Consider the following 18,668-nt stretch of genomic DNA (forward strand, 5'->3'; position numbering starts at 1 on the left):
TTAGACGCTGGCGCGACGCCGAAGTCCTCGGCTTGAAAGCACGCTGTGTTCAGCATATTCCTGATAGTAGCGATTTCCGAAGAAATCGCGGTTCTCAAACGAATTGAAATTTTAGACTAACTATAATGGTATGATGCAGCTAGGTAGAAATCACCTGAGCCAACAGGTATAAATAAATATCAATTCTCGGTTTTCTCGCCCAGGGTGTTCCGTGCCTCGTGCCCGAGTTTCGCAAGTAAAGTTAAATTTAACCTTACCCAAAGAAGGATACAAGCCCACAGATAAATCTGTGGAGTCCATCTAAAGTCTAAAATCTACAATCTACAATCGACTGACCGGCCTCTGCAAGCTGTTGAGTATTTAACCATGCCCCTACATGAGTCCAGTGCCTTTCGCAAAAATTTGTCCGATCCGAAGCTGCTGCCAGCAGTTGAAATAGACGAAATACTGACTAGCATTCAACATTCTCACAGTTTTTATTACAAAGTGATGAATCTTGAGGTTTGGGCGCTGGTGGAAACCTTGGATGGGCTGTTTCCCGGCGCTTGGGGTCATTTTATGACCAACCGCCAAGTTGCAGTTAAACAATTTTTGGAGCGCGATCGCCATCCTACTAATTTTGCGGTTGATGCTGGGGATGCGGGGGAGAAGAAAGAAGGAAAAAGGCCCTTTGACTCGGCTGAGGGTAAAAAGAAGGAAGAAGCTAGGAGTCAGGAGTCAGGAGTCAGAAAGAAGCAGGAAGAAGAATAAAAGCAGATTTTCCCAATTCTCCCCATCTGGGCCTTTCCTTTGTATCGAATTCTAGATCCGCCTCCATCCCCCTTAAGGCCGGACACGAAACAGAAACGTCTTGTCCCCCCCCTACTCCCCCTGATTAAGGGCAGTAGGGGGGATGGAAACTCAGCTACAAGCGACATTTATGATGGCTTTCTATCTTAAGTTGACACAAATGCCGATCGCCCGATCGCCCTTACAGGTGAACTTTGGCATCAACTTGAGGCAATCCCATGCTGTAGTTAACAGCGCGACTGTTGAGGTTGTAGCTGATTTGGCCTTTTTGTAGAAGCGATCGCACCAAGTGTTCCAACTCCGAACCGATGCGGCGGAGGTTGTACTCGGTCAAATCTTCGCCCTCGTAAGCATCTACGAGTTGGTCGAATTTGGCATATACCTGTTTGACTGACTCGTCGTTCCAGTTAAGTTCGTTATCTGGGTCAATATCGATCGTCAAAAGGTCATTGCTGGGTACGAGTTCGTTGTCTTCGAGGATAGCGGTGTATATGCGAATATGGCGGGTTGTTGACTTGAGCTGCATGAGTTCTTATGTGTAAAGATTTTTTGCTGAATTAATTGTAAGGGCTGGGAGATGCGCGGGGAGGGCGGGCGATCGTCAATTTCTCGGAATCCCGAAATATTTTAGTTGTTCGGCAGTCCAATTTTTGTAATATTCAGTTTTCTCTAAAGAATCCGAAGCTGGCTTCAGCTTAGAATTTACTTGAACGGTGAAGCCGGGATACGGCATCCTCCTAGTATGAAGCCCGTCAATATTAAAATCTTCTTCGGGATGAGCGTGAAAAGCCAGCAAGCCCAACTCTGATATCCGATTATTCAGTTTGTCTATCAATTCTTTAGTTTCTGGCGCACTAATTGCAGTTTTTTCTGGATTAATTACTACCATTATTTCAAATTCCGAATTGTAAAATTCATGAATCGATTTCATTATGGCAGAATCGCGATCGAACTCAGTCTGCGCTGAAAACCGCTCGATTTTGAATAAAATTTGATTAGCCAAGCGTGCTTTTTTAGTGAAGGGACAAACAGGTAAATCGCTGAAAACTGGATGCGGTAACTCGACAAACTCCGTCATCCATCTGAGGGTAGATTCTATAATTTCCGTGTCAGATTCATTCATCGACAATCTATGTATTTGGTATTTAATACTAATCATAATCTATTTCTAGGGCGATGCACATTCCACTCTTGGTATCAATTTAAGACTGAAACCCATCATAAATGTCACTTCTATCAAAGTCTCGATCCCCCTAAATCCTCCTTAACAAGGGGGACTTTGAGTGCTTCCGGTTCCCCCCTTTTTTAAGGGGGCTAGGGGGAATCTCCGGCTCAATAAAACACGCCCTACTCCTGCAATTTCTAAGGACTCAATTCGTTACTACAAACATTAATTTATTCGTGAATTGTGCCATCTGGCATAATTGCACCTGCGAGTTTTGCCTTTTCCAGATTTACCGCCCCACTTAGGTTCGCTCCCTTTAGGTTGGCTTTTTCTAGGTTTGTATTATCCAAATCTGCCCCGCGCAAGTCTGCCGAAGTTAAGTTGGCTCCAGTAAAATTACCATAACGAAGGTTAGCCCCACAGAGATTTCCTTCAGTTAATATTGCTCCGCTGACATTACATTGAAGAGTTCCACTAACCAGATTAACTTTGCTCAGATTAGCACCACTAAAATTTGCCCCACTTGTTTCTGTATTTTTCAGATTCGCTCCACTCAAGTCTGCGGCAGTTAAGTTAGCACCTGATAAGTTTGCCTGCATCAGGTTGGCTCCTATCAGGTTTGCAGCCGTTAAGTTGGCACCACCCAAATCTGCTTCGCTTAAGTTGGTTTTATTCAAATTAGTTTGCAGGAGTTTTGCTCTCTGCAAAGTTGCCTTAGTTAGATTTGCACCACTCAAGTTAGCTTCACTCAAGTTAACTCCGCTCAAGTTACGACGAGCTAGGTTTGTTTCTTTCAGTGAAACATTAGGAGCAATTAAGTAAGCACCTGCTTTAACAGGGTCAAAGCCTCTAGGGAAGACAGTCTGTGGGTTGTAAAGTGCTTGTTGAAGTTTTGATCCTTCAAGGTTTGCCCCTTCAAGGTTTGCCATTAATAGGTTAGTATCACTTAAGTTTGCATTACTCAAATCAGCCTTCATCAATTTTGATTCCCTCAAATTCAACCCTGTTAAGTTTGCTTTACTGAGGTTTGCTCTGCTGAAGTTTGTCTTCGAGAACAAATGAACACTGCTGAGATTTACCCCACTCAAATTAGCTTCACTTAGGTTTGATCCTTGCAGATTTACTTCACTTAAATTTGCATTTATGAATTTTGCTTTCCCTAAGTTGGCGAAGCTGAGATTGGCTGTGTGAAGGTTTGCATGACATAAATTTGCCTCACTGAGGTTAGCGCTTGATAAGTTTGCTTCAGAGAGTTCTGCACCGCTGAGATTAGCACTACTCAAGTTAACCTGACTCAGGGATTTCCCGCTCAGATTTACTCCAGCTAGATTAACTCCCGTAAAATCTCGTTCTCCCTGATTATACCGTTGTAAAAATTCCTCAGCACCGATCGCTGGTTCCAGATTTTCTCCTGCCGAATCATCTATTTTTTCCTCTTCCTCAGATTCCACAGTATCCGCATTTACAGGAGTAGCAGCCGACTGTTCTACCGCTTCGCTGCTAGATGCTGGAAGCGCTGTCTCCTCGATCGCCTCTTCCCGCAATAGCTTGTCCACCCGATCGCTAAACTGCTTCAAAACCTCAGCATCATCAACCTTCTCACCAGCATTCGAGCTTTTCTCAACCGCATTCTCAACATAATACTTGTCTACAAAACTTTGCAACCCAGCATTATATCCCTGTCCTACCGGCTGAAACCTCCATTTGCCATTTTTCTTATACAAGCGTCCAAATTCTAAAGCCGTTTCTTGGGAAAATATCTGATTTAAATTGTACCGAACCAATTCGCTAAGATTCTCTGAATTGTAAAGCCGGATAAAAGCATTTTTAACTTGACTAAAACTTTGATTCTTTTGCTGTCCCTCGTGAATAGTCACAACAAACACTATTTCCTGAATCGCCGAATTGATTTTACTCAAATCCACATAAACCGTCTCGTCATCTCCCTCTATTTGTCCATTCCTGCTGTCTCCCGAATGTCGCACCGAACCGTCCGGCGATGTCAGATTGTTGTAAAATACAAAATACTTTTCATCGGGAATGCGACCGTCTGCGGCTAACATAAAAACTGATGCGTCAATGTCGCAGTTTTGTGCTGTCTGGCTGACTTGCCAACCCAGGGCGATCGCAATTTTACTGAAATTAGGAGTTTCTTTAGAAAGATTGAACCTTTCACCCTTAGTTAATTCGATACTCATATGCGATAATTCCCTTACCTCATAAATGGTATTAATTATCTCATCTATGTTAACCCGATCGCAAATTGGATTTTATCTCGAAGATATCGAAACTCCTATTGGCAGAACCGTAAATTTAACTCTTACCGGACTCATTCTCCTATCTTCCGCCAGCTTCATCGCCGAAACTTACCCGATTTCGGAATCTGTTAGAATTAATTTCCAAACTCTCGATACTGTTCTTTTAATCGTTTTTGCAGTTGAGTATTTATTGCGGCTGTGGTGTGCCGAAAATCGAGTTAAATTTATTTTTAGTTTTTTTTCAATTATTGATTTGCTGGCAATATTACCATTTTTGCTGGGATTTGTCAACGTTAGTTTTATCCGAATTTTTCGCTGGTTTAGAATTCTCAGACTCATCCGCTTTCTGGAATTAAAAATTTCTATTTTCCGCATCAGTAGCGAAGATGGGGTTATTTTTGCTCGGATTTTGTTTACTTTGCTGGCAATAATTTTTGTTTATTCGGGTTTGATTTATCAAGTCGAACATCCGGCTAATCCCGAAAGTTTTGGAACTTTTTTGGATGCTGTTTATTTCTCGGTTGTCACGATGACCACGGTGGGATTTGGCGATGTTACTCCGATTTCGGAATCCGGTCGTTTTCTGACTATTTTGATGATTTTGACGGGAATTGCTCTGATTTCTTGGCAATTGGGGGATTTGATTAAACAATTAGTTAAAAGTGCTAATCACGGAGAAGCTGTTTGTACCGGTTGCGGCTGGTCTGTACACGATGCTAATGCCAAATATTGTAAAATGTGCGGCACTCAATTGGATAATGGTTGACTGCTGACTGTTGACTGTTGACTGTTACAGCAGTTTTTAGGTAGGGACACAGCATTGCCGTTTCCTGTACTTCATAAATCTGGAATAGGCTGTAACTTCTTCCCTCTTCCTTCTTCCTTCTTTAATAAAAATTACGCAACTGGCACATTAAACAAAGGTATGTAGTTGCGCTTCAGCGCTCTTTCCTTGGCTAAGAGCGCTGAAGCGCAACTACATACCTAAATTCAACTCCTATTTGTGACAGTTGGCCTTAGTCATATTTAAGCTAAGGGTAACAAAATTTCAAATTGGGTGCCGCTGCCTAATTCCGATCGCATTCTGAATGCACCGCCGTGTTTGCCCGTCACGATTTGATAGCTAATTGCTAAACTGGTTTCTTTGAGGGCGCGTTTTTCGGTAGAGAATGATTCTATAATTTTTTTGTACTTGCTAGGTGACATTCCTGGCCCGTTATCTGCTATGCAAATCGAAACCCAGCGAACATGAAGTTTGTCTAAATCGCTGGCAGGTTCGGGACAGCAGACTTGAGTTGTGATTTCAATTTGAGGCTGGCGATCGAAGTCTCTGAGTCCTCCACCTTTAAACTCTTTCGCCAATTCTTGACCGACTGCTTCGTTAATTAATGTATTAATAGCATTGGTCAAGATATTCATAAATACTTGGTTTAGCTGACCTGCATAGCACGGCACTGGCGGCAGGTAGCCGTAGTTTTTCACTACTTTGATTTCCCTGGTCAAACGACTTTTGAGCAGCAAAAGAATGCTGTCTATGTTGGCGTGCAAGTCGGTCGGTTTGGGATAAACATCGTCGATGTGGCAAAAGTTTTGCAAACTGCTTGCCAGCTTGCTCAAACGTTCGGCTCCAGATTTGATGCTGGCAACAGTTCGGAGGAAATCGTTTTGCAAAAAGTCATAGTCTATCTCTTCCTTGAGCCGTGCTATTTCCGGGGGGGGTTCGGTACAGTGCGCGTCGTAAACTGAGAGCAACTCCATCAAGTTTTTGCTGTAGTCGCTGACGTAGGTTAAATTGCCCCAAATAAAGCCTACCGGATCTAAAATTTCGTGGGCTACTCCGTTGACTAAACGCCCTAAACTCGCCATTTTTTCGCTTTGAATCATTTGAGTTTGGGCTCTTTCGTAGCGGACTTGAGTTTCTATGCCGCGAATTTGCCAGTAGGCGATGTTTAGCGCGTGAGGGTCTAAGAGGCGGTAAGATTGGGAGTCTATTTGGACGACGATTGGTTCTGACTGCAATTCGGGCGATCGGCGCAGAGCTTGTGGAGCTGCTGCCAAAATAGTTGTACTCTCTGCAACTAATAATATTTCGACGCGAGCGTAACTGTAGAAAACTTTCAGCGGCAGTTGCAAAAATAGCTCGGGGCCTTGGGGTTTGAGCAAATATTCCAGCAGTTGCCTGCGGGATATCATGCCAGCAAACTCTCCTGCTTCTACTAATACGACTCCCGGCACGAGGGGATGCTGTTCAAAAATTTCGGCAACTGCCACGGCCAAGCAGCTCGATTTAACCTGAAAATCATACAGAGGCAAATCCCAGAGGGTAGACTCTAGGGAAAGGTCTTGATGGCTGCCTTCGGAGAGGGAAGGGCTAAGGAGTTTGGAACTGAATTTATTTGCCACTGGAACTTTTAGTTGCCGAAACACGCTGAGAAAGTGAAATGAGAACGTACTACTAAGCTAGCCTATAATTTCACCGCAGGAGCGACCTTGGAGACTGTTCCTGAGTTAATCATATTTTTTTGCCAATTATGGGCAGGAGAATTTCAAATTCGGTCCTCTGGCCCGGCTGCGATCGCATTTTCAGTTGGCCCCCATGCTTTTCTGTAACGATTTGATGGGAGATAGCCAGCCCCATACCGGTGCCTTTGCCTGCTGGTTTAGTGGTAAAAAAGGTGTCAAATATCTGCTGGTGATTTTCTGGGGGAATGCCGGGGCCGTTATCGGCAATGCAAATTGCGACCCGCTTGCCGTGTTCGGTTTCTATGACTTTAGTGGTAATTTCGATTTGGGGCTGCCAGTTGTCCAGGCACTCAGTCTGTATTTCTCGATCGGCTGCGTACTCTGTCAGGGCGTCTAGAGCGTTAACTAACAAATTCAAAAACACCTGACTCAACTGACCGGAGTAGCCGCTAACTAGCGGCAGTTCGCCGTAATTCTTTACCACTTCTATGTTATTTTTAAAGCGGTTTTTCAGAATTAACAGCGTCATCTCCACGCATTCGTGAATGTCTGTCTCCACTGCCTTTGTCTCGTCCATGTGAGAGAAGTGATGCAGCCCGTTAACTATTTTTAGCAATTGCGAGGCTCCCAACTCCATCCCTTCTAAGGTGACTGGCAAATCTTCTTGTAAAAAATCAAATTCAATTTCTTCTTTGAGGGCATCAATTCGGGCACACGGTTCCGAATATTCTTCTTCATAAACCGAAATGAGCTGAAGCAAGTGTTCAAAATAGGACAGCAGAAAAGTCAAATTTCCCCAAATACAGTTTAGCGGATTTCTGATTTCGTGAGCTACTTCTGCTACAATTCTCCCCAAACTAGCCATTTTTTCTGTTTGGATTAGTTTGGCTTGGGTTTGTTTGTGGAGCAACTTATTTGTTAATTCGTGAATTCTTGATTGAGCGACCATTAATTGGTGTACGTCTAACAGTTTGTAGCTCTGAGGTGCTATTTCCACTACTACAGGTTCGTAAATTAATTCTGCCGATCTGTAAAGCGATTCCTGGGCGGCTTCAACTATTAATTTACTGCCGGGAAGTACCAGCGGATCTGGCTTGGAAAACTTGTATAATACTTCTATTGGTCGCTTGAAAAACATTTCTAATCCGTAGCGGCGGTTAACTTTTTCATAAAATAGACGCCTGGATATTATGCCGACAAAATTACCCCCCTCTGTCAAAATGACGCCGGGAAGCATAGAATTTTTTTCAAAAGCCTGGGCTACTTCTTTTGCCTGTTGAGTTAATTCAATTTGGCAGTTGTAGAGTGGCAGGTCTAGGAGAGTTGATTCTGAGGATATATTCCAAGTACAAATTTCAGGTATATGCAACACTGATAACTCCGAGCTAGTCTCACGCACAGCAAACATAGATGAAACCCCTGTTAAATGTTGTATTGATGGATAACTTAAGTTGCTATTAATTGGTAACGGGTAATTGGGAGGGGGTAGTTGCTAATTTGTTAAATTAGAACAGCATCCGATGGGAAAACCCGATCGCACTAGCATTGTGTGCTAAAGATTTTGTTTCTAAATCAATGTTAAACGATCGAAGCTTTTGTGGAACTTACGGAGTTCTGCTGTAAACTTTTTACCATCATATACCTGCGATCGCCTGTTTTCAGAAAATTTTTAATCTTTATCAGGGATTTTTGTTGTCTATTATACCATTTTTGCGGTGCTAGTAGGGAATTGGAGAACAACTCGCGGGTTATCAGTGAATATACGGGCCTGGTTCGAGGGTAAGATGGCCCGGATTGGCGATCGTGGAAGTGACTTGAGGCCCCAACGGTTAAGACTGGGGCCCAGACCAAAATCCGCATATTTTACAGCAGAAGGAAGTTCGGCAACGGATTCGCTTTCTTCGGATGTAACGGATGGAAGGCTTTAGTTATCTAGCAGAGAAGGAAGAAGCAATCTTCGGCAAGGGTTTGTGCAATTGAGAACGTTCTAACCGTCTTGGCGGTTGCTATACCGCTACAAAGAAATGCAACTTTAGGCAACTTCCCAACCTCGATGGTTCTCAGTTTTTTGCAATCTGCAATCTGCAATCTCAAATCTCAAATCGTCTTAGGGTTCCACCTCCGGCCAAAGGCGTTCTAGCTGATACCGCCAAGCCGCAAGAGTATTTTCGCGAGACTCTCGCCCTAGTTCCATTTCACCCATCAATCCCTCTGCGTAGAAACGGTCTAAAGTCTGAAGGGTAGTTTCGACAGACTGTCCCTGCATCTTCGCAGCTTTGATGATTTGACGGATGCGGCTTTCTATCAAACCGCCGAAAAAGTCGGACAAACCTCGCTCTTGCAAAGCCAGCAGTCTGGCGACGGCGGCCGAGAAATCTGCGGCGGCGAGTGTGGCACAACTGTGCTGAAATACTCCCCACAAAACATTTTGATGTATGGCGTAGCGAGTTTCGAGGGTGGTGTCAAAGTTAGCTTCTAGCAGTTTATCAAAAAATGGTTGAGCTTCCTGGACATCGGCGATCGGCAGCAAAATCCGCAGCCAAGTCGCGTCTTCTGAAAGGAGGACTAACAGGCGAAATTTGGGAGTTTCTACTTGCCAAGAAGTAGCAGCAGGCGTCTCAACACTGTCACCAAATAAGTCTTTAAGGGTATTGCTAATTTCTTCGGGAGTCATAATGATTTTAGATTTTAGATTTTAGATTTTAGATTAGTCACCAGTCATTAGTCAGCAGTGCGATCTCAAATTTCAAATCGATTTAGGGGAGCCAGCGGGGGTGATAGCCGGCAAAGGGCAGTTCTTCTGGCTGTAGTTTTGCGGGAGAACCGTCTGCGGGTATTTCTACTAAGGGTAGCAGCCAGAGGCGGCTGGTGGCGATCGACTGTCCGCTATCGTTGCGGGGACTATCTGCTGCTGAGGGCTTTGCTGCTGTGACTGATTGGTCGAAAATTAATGCCAGCCCGTCGGGAGATAAACTGATTTGGGTATCTAATTGGTTGGGCAAAACCAGCAGCGGTTTGATGGTTCCTACCAAACGGATGCCCTCTTTTTTGAGGTCGATGGCGGCGATGAAAGGCTGTTCTTTGTAGCTTTCTGTTGTGAGGCGTTGGGTTAACAAACAGTAGAGACGCTGAAATTGGTTGTCTTTGTCTTTGCGGGGGTCGAAATAAACGCCGATAATGCTGCCGGGAATTCGCAATATTTCTTGTTCTGCACCTTGGTTGTCTAAGATGAAAAGCGATCGAGTAAAGTCGCTGTTGTATTTAACATATGCGGCGGCGGAGTTGTCGCGGGCCATGCCCAATACTTGTTCGTATTTTGGCAAAAATTCTACTGGGTCTGCTTCTGGTTTGAGGGGGACGATCGCTAATCCTTGTTTTTGAGATATTACCATCGATTTGCTGTCGGGGCGAATCAAAAAATCTCCGCCTTGTTGATTTTCCAAGGGTCGGGGCGGCACTTTTTCTTCCAAAATCCAAGGACTGAAATCGCCGGGATTGCGGCGGTTGACGCGCTGGATAACTATGATTTTTCCGTCGGCTGAGAGGTCGAATTTGAGGTTTTGGTAATCTTTGGCATCTAATAGTTTGTCCAGTCTACCTGCTGGCTGCGGCTGAGATTCTACTCCTGGAGATTGAGGGTTGAGGCCGGTGGTGACTGTGAATAGTTCTTGATTTAGGGTGCCGCCACTACGGGCGATCGATCGATCGGTGGCTGAGAATAAAATGCGATCGCTGTCAGGATAAGGTTTAAAATCTGTTACTACTAAATCTTTGGGAGTCAGCGGTATCGGTTTCGGTTCGCTGCTGGTGAGATTGACTAGCATTAATCTGCTTTCTGTTTCGCCTTGGACCCCGATGTAAGCAAAAGCTCGATCGCGGCTGCGAAAGGAACTGCTAAACGGTTGAATTGGCGTTCCTTTATTTTGGTTGTTTTCTCCGAAATACTTGTCGGTTGCTCCGGCGAGTTTTACTGTGTAGGTAACGCCGTAGGGTGCTGGATCTTTTAGAGTGTAAGCCATGCGCCTTCCAGCCCAACTAAATTTACCGGGGAGGGGGGGTTCTAGCTTTAAGTTTTCCTCGACGCTGGAGTGGTTCATCGGCCGAAAGAATGTGAGGATAAAGCCGGTATCTTCGGCGCCGATTTGTTTGTTTTCCCAGGTAAATTCTCGCACTCTGGGTGCTGTGCGATTGCCGCTCAGCAGCAGCAGTCCCATTAAGATGCTCAGCAGTAGCATGAGGGCGATCGCCGTGCGGTCGATCGGCTGTTTGAATGGCAGAATAGCGAAGGGTGAAGGATTAACTTTTTTGTTAAAAATACTCACAAATCTTTCTCTCCTATTTCTGCTGAAAATTAACTACCAAATTTTCCCTCCTAAATTTTACAGTCCTAGATGCACTCTCACCCTCAGAAACCCGTTTTTTTTACCAGCGACAAGGACTGCAACAAAGTATTTTGGTAAAAAACCCGGTTTCTGAAAGTTGTGGTGAGTCCAGGACTGAATTATTAAACTCACGATCTTTAATCGGTGGAGTCTGCGGCACTTCCAACAGCATCAACCGATTTGAGATTTGAAATTTGAGATTTTAGCTTGTATGGTGCCTCAGAGCTAAAAATTGCTCAATCGAGAGAGGTTTTGACGATCGTATAGCACCCTACCATTGTTCCAGTTGTGTCAAGCACTGTTTGAGCTTTAAGATTTTTAATCTCATCTCAAATCTCAAATCTCAAATCGCCAATTCTTTAACAGGTTGAGGGGTAACACTGGCGCTCTACCCATCCTACTAATAATCATGACGACTACTTAGCTGAGATCCCTTTCACGAATCCTTGACAATGGGTATCTTGGAACTATTATTAACGGCTGACAGTGTATACGGCGATTCAGGTTCGGGATATAGCTTAGAATATTTGCTATCGTAATGCCTGACCTCAAAATAGTTTAAGTTTGACGGGTGAGGCTTATATATGGTGAAACATTCCAACAGACAAAAAGTTGCTGCACTCTCTAAAAGCCCGACATTAACTAATTGATTTTTGAAGATGCGACCTGATTTTATCCACTGTTTCATCTGGTTTCTTGACAAACAGTAAAATGCTGAATGAGGATTGTTAAACTCCGCAAATTTTACACCTTCTATCTCTACACTAGATAGCTGATTCCACAATAGCGGCTGCTGTATTGTCAAATCAATATATCTCTTGGTTCCTTGATCCATTTCATAACGGTTTGGGTAAAGAATAGCATTCTCATACCCGCTTTGTCGGTTAAAATTTTCTAATTTTTCTAGAATGAAAGCATCGTACAAAACAATGTCATCTTCTATGAATAAAAACCAGTCAAATTTTTCTACTCTTTCGACAAATTCTTCCTGAAGTCTAAACTCTACCAACATGGGGTCGCATTCAGGGCCTTCTTGTATCTGAATGCACTTAATTTGATATTCAGGTAAGTACGCTGTAACGTGCCTGTTTGGTAGAGTTTGGATCGCAATAGTCAGGTCGCAATGAGCAAAACTCGTCAACAGTCCATCTATTGTGTGCCTGAGTCTCTCAATTTTTTCTGTGGCTTTTTCTGGATTTTTAGATTCTTCAACGGATGTAATGTGTGCGACAGCCGCAAAGACTTTGGGCCGTGCTTTTTCGGGCTGTTCGTTTTCTTTGAATAAATCTATAATGCGATCTCTTTGATAAAAAAACATCAGTTTAGTATACCTCGTGGCAACTCGCGATATTTCTTGTAACAGAGCCATTTGTAAAAAGATAAAGTGCATTACTTTTCTTCTGGGATTTTTTTCGCTTGACATATACAATCTCCTTTTTGTTTACTGAAACAGTGAATTGATTGGAATTAAATCCATCGGTGATATTTTATTGATTGGCAGACCCAAACCAAAAGCGACTCTACACCAAAGTAGAGTGGCCAGCACCCCTACAAACAGCCCTGTTAATTGAATATCCTGCCAAAAACAAGTTAGTCCTTCTCGCCACAAACCGTAGTTAGTTACTGCATAGGTAGGAAGGTCGCCGAGAGCTACAGCAATCACGGCACCTAAATTACCTTTTAAGTGGTATCCCAGCGGTATACTTATACATAGATTCACAAAAGTCAGCAGATTGCCCATAGCTGGGTACTGAGACTTTCCTACGGCTAACAGACAAGAACCCATCATATTGTGGAGGGTGGTGTGCCAGATACCTAAAGCCAAGATTGGCATCATCCAAGATGCAGCCCAATACTCTTTCCTGTACAGTATTAAAATTAACTGATCTCCAAAGCTCACAAAAATTGCTAAACCTACGGCTAACGGTATTAGAATTAGCTTGCGGTTCTTGAGTATCTTCGCGCGCAACTCCTCCCGCGGCAAGTCTGCCAGCATAGAAATCGAGGGAAAAATCACCCTACCGCTTATGGCGATGATGACTTGGCGCGGCATATCGCCGAGGGTAAAAGCGATGCCGTAAATGCCCAACATTGTTAAAGTAAATATTTTCCCGAGGATGAGTCTATCGGCTTGAGAACACAAGAAAAACAAAGCCGTAGACACAAATATCCATTTGCCATAAGAAAATATTTCTTTAGCTGCTTCTTTATCCCAAGCAAAGCGGTTTGACTTGCCGGGAATCAAAAAATGGCTCCATACTAACTCCATTACAGCTCCAGTCAAGCCGCCGGCGATGATGGCCCAAATGCTGCGATCGAACCAGGCCCAGACAATCATTACTATAGTAGAAACAATCTGTATGCCCAACTCAAAAATTACTACTTGCTTCACTGCCATTTTGCGTTCTAGGCTGGATGTGGCTGTGGATTTAAACCCTCCTATTAGGGAATTTATACCTATTATTGGAATCAACCACAGGAGACGGGGATCTCCATAAAAACTAGCAACAGGCTGGGTAATTATAACCAAACCAATCCAAATGAAAAAGCTGCGAATAATTTGCAGTGTCCAAGCGGTGTTGAGAAATTGAGGATCTTCCCCCCGTTTGTTCTGGATGATACTTGGGCCCAAACCTATGTCTGTAAATAAGTTGATCCCTGTTATAAAAACGTAGGTTAGACCTACTAGACCAAATAGTTCGGGCAAAAGCAGACGCGTCAGGATTAAGTTGCTGCCAAATCGGATAATTTGACTGCTTCCATAGCTGGCGATCGTCCAGGCAGCACCTTTGATAGCTAATTTTTTTTCTGATGACATATACTCAGAATTTATTTCCTAATTACGAGTGTAGTTGCTGAATTTGTTATTTGCAACTCCTACAGGATGCTGCTGCCACTTTTATAGCTGACTGTACAGTATCTTTATTTGTATACGGAGGAGGGGTCTTGAGTGTCCATGTCGCAATAAAGGTAAAAATTTAATCTCATACTTACTCCATACCTAATAATCATAAGGATTTTTTGGTTCGGGAATTGGTTTGAGGGAGGATGCTTGAATGATTAATTTGCGCTTGCCTTGCAGTTCTTCTACGATCGTTTCTCCTTCTATTTCTAGCCAACTGTCTGGGGCAAAGGTGGTGCGGCTTTGACCGATCAGTAATTTTACCGGCAACCCGATCGGATAGGCGTCTGCCGCGCAGCAGGTAATGATAAAACGCCCGATCCACATATATTGTTCTGCTATGTTGGGGGGGTGAATTACAAATCCTTGAACTTTGACTTTTTGACCTCTGTATGTATCGGGTTCGGGATTGAAATTTAACAGCCGCACCCATTCGACGAGCGATCGCAGTTCGGGTTTTGTAGTATTGCGAAATTCTTGGGGTTGCAGTCTGGTGATTGGCAGGGATTCGGTGAGGCCTCGTTCTAATGCTGTCTGGCTGGTAAATGTGCGTGGCGTTGTGACTAAACCGATTAATGCGACGCTCAACATTAAGGTGCTGCCGATACTGGGGGGAAACAAAGTAACGTGTTCAACTTCTGTGATTCTGAGAGAGTTATTTGCTGCTGATGTCCGCGATTGCTTTGTGGTGCGATCGAGTTTTACGAGTTCCCAAGTTTTTAACCCGCCAATAACCATTAAGCCGATTCCTCCCGCTACAGTCAAGCCAAAGTAATTGGGGTGAATGAGAATGCTTAATTTGCCGGTGATCCAATATTTGAGGAGCAGTATTCCCCACGCTAAGATAGCTAGGGCGTCCAGCCAGGGGCTAATTTTTTTAAGATTCATTTTTTAAGAGTCATGGGGAAGGAAGAGGCAAGAAGCAAGAGAAAAGAGGGAAGAGGGAAGAGAAAAAACACCTATCCGTAGATCGGTGACTTCCGTGTCGTGAATCAAGGTAATTGAAAAGGGAAAAGCGAAAATGGTATTAGTTGTCTGTTTGAGGTAATTTATTAACCTAAATGCAAGTTGACAGCGAGGGTCATTAAAAAGGTTAACTGAGCTGCCAAGACAATTAAGTAAACTACGGCTCGACCTTTAAAAATTGACAGCATTAAACCGATGCCTTTGAGGTCAATCATCGGGCCAAAAACGAGAAAGGCTAACAGCGAACCGCTGGTAAATGTGGAAGCAAAAGACAGGGCAAAAAAGGCATCTACTGTAGAGCAAATCGATACGACTGCGGCTAATAGCAGCATGGCGAGAATTGAGGAAACGGGGCCTTGGCCGAGGTTGAGAATTAGTTCGCGGGGTGCGCCAACTTGAATGATGGCTGCGATCGCACTTCCGATTACCAACACTCCTCCCAATTCCCGCAACTCCTGTACCATAGTATCTAAAAGCAGGCGCAGACGCTCTTTAGAAACGCGGTGGAACATGGAGGAACGTTTCGAGGTTTTTTCTGTTTTGCCTGTTTGTAATGGATTCCAGTCGTCTTGTAGCAAAGATTCGATCGGCACCGCCCCCCCTGGCTGACCGAGCATAAATGTTCCCGACTGCAACAGCAGCGAAGTGTTGGCTTGGACGAGCTCTTTTTCGGAAAACTCTGGTTTTGGCAAGGGGATGGCGCGGGCTACAGAAGCTTGCAGCAGAGGCCGCAAGTCTTTTTGGGCGCTGAACACCCAGCCGATAATTGTGGCTGTGACTAGGGAAAATACCACCCGCAAAACTACAATTTCTGGCTGATCGCGAAATGCCGTCCATGTCGCCCAAATTACCACGGGGTTGATGGTCGGGGCCGCGAGCAAAAAGCCGATCGCGGCTGGTGCGGGGACTCCCTGCATCAGCAACCTGCGGGCTACGGGCACGTTACCGCACTCGCACACGGGAAACAAAAAGCCGATCGAACTGCCCATCAAAGCCCCCAGCAGCGGGTTTCGCGGGATGCGCGATACGAGTTTGCGTTCGTCTACAAACCCCAGCAGCAAACCTGAAAATAAAACTCCGAGCAGCAGAAAAGGTATTGCCTCTACTAACAAGCTGAGAAAAAGGGTAAAAGCATTGTTTAACTGATTTGTTAAGCCCGGTTGCATCGATCACCTACTGGTAGATTGCTATTTAGTTATACGTCTTTGGTAGAACTCCTTGTAGATCATACCAAAGCATAGCACTAAGTTAAGATCCAGTTAATTTTTTTTGGCTTTTTTTTTGCTGGAATTTGTAGAGGTTCTAATTTAATCAATGCTGATGCCTTGCATGATTTGGACTGGTTAAACTTGTTTAAATTTGACTGAATTTTTATTCATATCCGCCTCGTACAGCCAATCAATAATTGACTCTGCCAACCGTCGCCGATTTGATGGATCTTTCGGTCAAGAATGGTTGATTGTAGAACAACTGCCTGGGCTAATTTTGGAGATTGCGGGCGAGGTTGACTGTTTTATATTATGTGCGATCGAAGAATCGCTATAAAATTGGTTTGTAGTGAGGACTAAAGTCCTCACTACAAACCAATAGAGGACGCACTGGCGGGTGTGACTGGCCTACCTACCGTTACGGGGGGTTGCGAGTACCGGATCGGGGAGATGTGATGAAATCGCCTCAAATGCCGTAGCTTGCGGGGATCTCAGCTATCGCGCTTAGCGAGCTAAAGCTCAGGGACGCGATCGCCCTGGCTTTGTGCTTTTAACTTGTTTAATTTGGCTGTATCGCAGGGGCGATCGGGATAATTCCGATTATCCTCTATTGTCCGTTGATTATTTATTGAGGAATATAATTCAATTATTAACGATAGGTTAAGACCATAACTCAAGATTAATTAATAGTTAAATACTCCAACCAAGCGTTAATACCGCTCAAGTCCATATAAAATAAAGTCAGGCATAATTGTCAGGATCCATAGATCTCGGTGATATTCGATCTTGCCTAATACTTTAAGTGGTAACATCCCATCTACGACCGTCAGTTTTTTGCGTAATTTAAAATGCAGTTTGCCAAGGGGATGCTGGTCAAAGCCCTCAGCAACTCACCTGCTGACCTTTGGTAGCTGAATGTCTGCTGGCAAATAGAACCCCAAAAAAGCGTGATGATAAATTTATGCTAAATACCTCTTGCGTAGAAAGACCAGTCCAAGCTATGTCCCAGGCTTCCATCGGAGAACTTTGTTTAGACTCTAGTCTCCAAGAATTGTCGCTTTACGATTTTCAGGTTGAAGCTACGGATTGGGGAATGCAAATTGCCCAGATGTTAGAATCTAATCCGCTGTTACCGGGAGTCATTGTGACCCATCGAGGTGAATTTGCGGGTATGATTTCCCGGCGGAGATTTTTAGAATTTATTAGCCGTCCTTTTGGGCGAGAATTATTTTTAAAGCGGCCTGTGAGCGCTTTGTACCGCTTTGCGGAAACTGAGAGTTTAATTTTTCCCAGCAATACTTTAATCGTGGATGCAGCCAGGAAGTCGCTGTTGCGATCGAAAGAATTGCTTTACGAGCCGATTGTAGTTCAAGTGTCGCCTCAAACTTATAGTTTGCTAGACGTTCACGAACTGTTAGTAGCCCAATCCAACATTCACGAACTAGCGACAAAATTGCTGAGACAGCAAACTCAATCTCAACTAATTCAAACCGAAAAACTAGCCAGTTTGGGGCAGATGGTAGCTGGAGTAGCCCACGAAATCAGAAATCCCCTCACCTGCATCAGCGGAAATATCGGCTTTTTGTTCAACTACTCGAAAGACATCATGGATTTGCTGTCTGCTTACGAACACATTGTCGGTGACAGCGAAAAAATTGACGGACTCAAAAAAAACATAGAATTTGATTTTTTGCAAAAAGATTGGGTGGAAATTCTCAAAAGTATGAAACTTTCATCAGAGAGGCTGACCGAACTCGTCACCAGCTTGCACACCTTTTCTCACATGGACGAAACCAACTTAAAACAAGCTAACATCCACGAATGTATTGACAGTACGCTGCTAATTATGAAAAACCGTCTTAAGTACGGGATTGAAGTAGTTAAAAGCTATGGTGATTTGCCTTTATTCAAGTGTTACTCTGGTCAGTTGAGCCAGGTATTTATGAATATTATCAGCAATGCGATCGACGCTTTGGAAGAGGTAAAAGGAGAAAAAGGTTTTGTGCCTGCGATTACTATTGAAACCGAGGTAATAGACAGTTCAGACGGAGACTGCGTGAATTCGGAATTAATTCAAAATTATGTTATGGGCGATCGAGAAAATTCAAAACAGCTATCCTCCGCCAGCCAAAACTGCGATTTCAGCCCAGAAGCAAGCGAAAAAAATCAAAATAACGCTTGGATAGCCATCAGAATTGCTGATAACGGGCCGGGAATTCCGCCAGAAATTCAGCGGCGGATTTTTGAGACATTTTTCACCACTAAACCCGCGGGGAAAGGTACCGGTTTGGGGTTGGCAATTACCCATCAAATTGTTACGGAAAAGCATAAAGGCAAGTTAAATTTGCATTCTACGCCCGGTACAGGTACTGAATTTGAAATTTTGTTGCCATTGATTTGAAGCAATAAGTCATATCAAATCTATTAGCATCGCAATTATTCCTATCTCTCTTCTCGACCTCTGCGTGAATCAGCGTCAATCCCTTGTCATCTGCGGTTAATAAATTTTCTTTTTTTAACCGCAGATACAGGCAG

General features: G+C 43.9%; 14 protein-coding genes. 3 read left to right on the plus strand and 11 right to left on the minus strand.

From position 1 onward, the window contains the following. The first annotated feature begins 366 nt into the window (after positions 1–366). Entirely contained in the window at positions 367–750 is a 384-nt protein-coding gene (locus QUA78_RS09425) for a hypothetical protein (protein ID WP_333193544.1), read from the plus strand. A 220-nt stretch (positions 751–970) separates the two neighbouring features. Here the strand turns inward: QUA78_RS09425 and QUA78_RS09430 are convergent, their stop codons facing one another. The 3 genes from QUA78_RS09430 to QUA78_RS09440 form a co-directional block, all read right to left on the minus strand. Further along, entirely contained in the window at positions 971–1,315 is a 345-nt protein-coding gene (locus QUA78_RS09430) for an NAD(P)H-quinone oxidoreductase subunit M (RefSeq protein ID WP_333299937.1), read from the minus strand. 75 nt (positions 1,316–1,390) lie between these two features. Beyond that, complete coding sequence (locus QUA78_RS09435; protein ID WP_333299938.1) at positions 1,391–1,912, minus strand: hypothetical protein; 522 nt, start codon at positions 1,910–1,912, stop codon at positions 1,391–1,393. A gap of 272 nt (positions 1,913–2,184) precedes the next feature. Continuing rightward, a complete protein-coding gene (locus QUA78_RS09440) occupies positions 2,185–4,152 on the minus strand; it encodes a pentapeptide repeat-containing protein (protein ID WP_333299939.1) in 1,968 nt (655 codons plus the stop codon). A gap of 25 nt (positions 4,153–4,177) precedes the next feature. Here QUA78_RS09440 and QUA78_RS09445 point away from each other — a divergent pair, with 25 nt between their 5' ends. Next, entirely contained in the window at positions 4,178–4,978 is an 801-nt protein-coding gene (locus tag QUA78_RS09445) for an ion transporter (protein ID WP_333299940.1), read from the plus strand. A 260-nt stretch (positions 4,979–5,238) separates the two neighbouring features. On the opposite strand, the gene QUA78_RS09450 is transcribed toward QUA78_RS09445, so the two are convergent. The 8 genes from QUA78_RS09450 to QUA78_RS09485 all read right to left on the minus strand — a co-directional run bounded on the left by QUA78_RS09450 (position 5,239) and on the right by QUA78_RS09485 (position 16,091). Beyond that, entirely contained in the window at positions 5,239–6,615 is a 1,377-nt protein-coding gene (locus QUA78_RS09450; protein ID WP_333299941.1) for an ATP-binding protein, read from the minus strand. A gap of 109 nt (positions 6,616–6,724) precedes the next feature. Next, positions 6,725–8,083 carry an ATP-binding protein gene (locus QUA78_RS09455; protein ID WP_445302326.1) on the minus strand — a complete coding sequence of 453 codons (1,359 nt, stop codon included), beginning with the start codon at positions 8,081–8,083 and terminating at the stop codon, positions 6,725–6,727. A gap of 699 nt (positions 8,084–8,782) precedes the next feature. Then, positions 8,783–9,349 carry a hypothetical protein gene (locus tag QUA78_RS09460; RefSeq protein WP_333299943.1) on the minus strand — a complete coding sequence of 189 codons (567 nt, stop codon included), beginning with the start codon at positions 9,347–9,349 and terminating at the stop codon, positions 8,783–8,785. 82 nt (positions 9,350–9,431) lie between these two features. After that, positions 9,432–10,997, minus strand: coding sequence for a hypothetical protein (locus tag QUA78_RS09465; RefSeq protein WP_333299944.1), 1,566 nt, complete (start codon positions 10,995–10,997; stop codon positions 9,432–9,434). Between the two features lie 496 nt (positions 10,998–11,493). Then, positions 11,494–12,480, minus strand: coding sequence for a hypothetical protein (locus QUA78_RS09470; RefSeq protein WP_333299945.1), 987 nt, complete (start codon positions 12,478–12,480; stop codon positions 11,494–11,496). A gap of 18 nt (positions 12,481–12,498) precedes the next feature. Then, positions 12,499–13,875, minus strand: coding sequence for an oligosaccharide flippase family protein (locus QUA78_RS09475; RefSeq protein WP_333299946.1), 1,377 nt, complete (start codon positions 13,873–13,875; stop codon positions 12,499–12,501). Positions 13,876–14,058: 183 nt separating this feature from the next. Then, a complete protein-coding gene (locus tag QUA78_RS09480; protein WP_333299947.1) occupies positions 14,059–14,847 on the minus strand; it encodes a TIGR03943 family putative permease subunit in 789 nt (262 codons plus the stop codon). 164 nt (positions 14,848–15,011) lie between these two features. Then, positions 15,012–16,091: a permease gene (locus QUA78_RS09485; RefSeq protein ID WP_333299948.1), complete on the minus strand. Its 1,080-nt coding sequence runs from the start codon at positions 16,089–16,091 to the stop codon at positions 15,012–15,014. 1,003 nt (positions 16,092–17,094) lie between these two features. On the opposite strand from QUA78_RS09485, the gene QUA78_RS09490 reads away from it, so the two are divergent. Continuing rightward, a complete protein-coding gene (locus QUA78_RS09490) occupies positions 17,095–18,534 on the plus strand; it encodes an ATP-binding protein (protein ID WP_333299950.1) in 1,440 nt (479 codons plus the stop codon). Positions 18,535–18,668: the final 134 nt, after the last annotated feature.

The sequence above is a fragment of the Microcoleus sp. K4-B3 genome, from assembly GCF_036704615.1.
Taxonomy (GTDB): Bacteria; Cyanobacteriota; Cyanobacteriia; order Cyanobacteriales; family Microcoleaceae; genus Microcoleus.